Source organism: bacterium, from assembly GCA_021372775.1.
Taxonomy (GTDB): Bacteria; Acidobacteriota; Polarisedimenticolia; order J045; family J045; genus JAJFTU01.
In genome coordinates, this window is record JAJFTU010000019.1 from 1 (window position 1) to 2,412 (window position 2,412).

1 protein-coding gene is annotated in these 2,412 nt (G+C 71.4%); it reads right to left on the bottom strand.

Features of this window, described 5'->3' with window-relative positions:
• Positions 1-178: 178 nt before the first annotated feature.
• On the bottom strand, positions 179-2,314 hold the full coding sequence (locus tag LLG88_00540; protein MCE5245401.1) for an FAD-dependent oxidoreductase: 2,136 nt from the start codon (positions 2,312-2,314) through the stop codon (positions 179-181).
• Positions 2,315-2,412 lie beyond the last annotated feature (98 nt).

The window sequence follows — 2,412 nt, forward strand, 5'->3', positions numbered from 1 at the left end:
CCGGGCTGGGAGTGCGTCGCCCGGATGCCGCCGATGGCGCACTTGTTGCTCCCTTGGCCGGGGCTCGCGAACTGATCCACGACCAGCGTCTTCAGCCCCTTCTCCGCGAGGAACATCGCGGTGGGCATGCCGACGCTGCCCGCCCCGACGACGATCGCGTCGTACGCAGCGGCGCTCATCACAGGCCTCCTTCGTGGGCGCCGGTCGCGTGGCGCTTCGGCACGTCGCGCGTCGGCCCCTCGCCGACGGCGACGCCGGCGAACGCGCCCAAGGGAACCTCGACGAAGAGCGGCCGGCGGGTCAGGCCGGTCACCTCGGACGCGGGAACACCCTCCTCGCGGAACAGCCGGAGGATCAGGTTGGGACAGGTCTTGCCGCCGCAGGCGCCCATGCCGGCCCGCGTGGCGGCCTTGATGTGGTTGACGTCCCGCACCCCTTCGCGGATCAGGGCGCGGATCTCGCCGGCGGTCACCCGCTCGCAGCGGCAGACGATCTCGTCGTCGGCGATGCGGGTCGCGGCCTCGGGCATCGCGTCGCCGACCCACGGCTCCTGCACCCTGATGCCGGCGATCAGCTTCGCCTGCTCGCGCGGCGCCTTCACCTTGACCAGCAGCGCGTGGTCGGCGAACTGCGGCGCGCGGACCTTGACCACCTCGACGTTGCCGAGCACGCCGCCCTCGGTGTCGAGCACCGTGACGACGTCCCCTTCCTTGATCGCCTCGCGCGTGAACTCGTAGGGGATCGTGACGGTCGGGTTCTCGGCGTCCTTGCGGTAATCGACCAGCGTGATCGCCAGCCCCGGGCAGACGGCGACGCACTTCTCGCAGGCGAGGCAGTCCTCGTTGACCGCGAAGGCCGGCAGGCCGCGGATGTCGTCCCCTTCGATGCGGATCGCGTGCTGCGGGCAGACCGACGTGCAGGGGTTGCAGGGGATTTCCTGCGAGCAGTGGAAGACCGGGAAGACCCCCGTCTCGTCCTCGGGGATGTCCTCGACGACCGCCGCGCCGGGGCGCGACTTCAGCACTTCCGCCGTCCGCAGCCACTCGGTCGGCGCCTCGCCGACGTCGCGGCCGAGCGCCTTGGCGATCTCGAGGCCGCGGATCCGGCCGGTGAACATCGCCGCGGAGGCCTCGGCGATCTCCTCGGCGTCGCCGGCCGCCCAGACCGGCACGCCGAACTCCTTCGCCTTGGCGAGGAACTCGTTGACCGGATCGAGCCCGACGGCGACGAGCACCGTGTCGCAGGCGAACGTCCGCTCGCTGCCCGGCACGGGGCGGAACCGCGCGTCCACCTCGGCGATCGTCACCGACTCGACTTCCTTCTCGCCGTTCGCCGAGACGACCGTGTGGGAGGTGTAGATCGGCACGCCCATCCGGACGAGCTTGTCCTTGTGGACCTTGTAGCCGCCGCACGCCGGCAGCGCCTCGCAGAGGCCGACGACCTGGATCCCGGCCTGCAGCGCGTGGTAGCCGGCGATCAGGCCGACGTTGCCGCCGCCGATGATGAACAGCCGCTCGCTGGCCCGGACGAGGTCGCGGTTGACGAGCGTCTGGAACGCGCCGGCGCCGTAGACGCCGGGGAGCGTGTTCCCCTTGAAGACGAGCGACTTCTCGCGCGCGCCGGAGGCGACGAGGAGCGCCTGCGGCTGCACGACGAAGTAGTGTCCCTCGCGCAGCACGCCGACCTTGCGGTCGGAGAAGACGGCGACGACGGTGCTGCGGGTCCAGACCCGCACGTTCTCGAACGCGCGGACCTCGGCCTCCAGCTTCGCGGCGATGTCCACGCCGCGCGTGCCGGCGTGGCAGGCGTCGATCGAGCCGAAGAACTTGTGCGTCTGGAGCACCAGCTTGCCGCCCAGCCGCTCCTTGTCGTCCACGAGGATCGTGCGGACCCCCGCGCGGCCGAGTTCGATCGCCGCGGCGAGGCCGGAGGGGCCGCCGCCGATGATCAGGCACTCGGTCTCGATCGTCTCGATCGGCGCGGTCGGCAGCGCGCGGTCGGCCGCCGGGATCGACGGAAGCCCTTCCAGCGGCTCGACGACGAGGCCCGGCTCGACCGGCGTCATGCAGGCCTTCACCGGCAGGCCGCCGGCGATCACCGTGCACTGGGCGCACTGGCCGTTGGCGCAGAAGATCCCTTGCGGGGCGCCGTCCTTGTGGTGGTGTCCGAAGGTGCGGACGCCGTTCGCGAACAGCGCCGAGGCGATCGTCTCTCCCGGGCGGGACTTGAACTTCTGGCCCCGCCACGTGAACTCGACCGGCTCGTAGTCGGGCACGGGCAGAATCGGGTGCTCTTTGACGCGGAATTCAGCCATGTGGCCGCTCCTCGGGGCGCGTGGCCGGTGGCGCGTGCGGCTCTCGTGAGGACCGCTGCGGACCGATTGGGCGAACAAGCGGGCAAGCGGGATGGGGG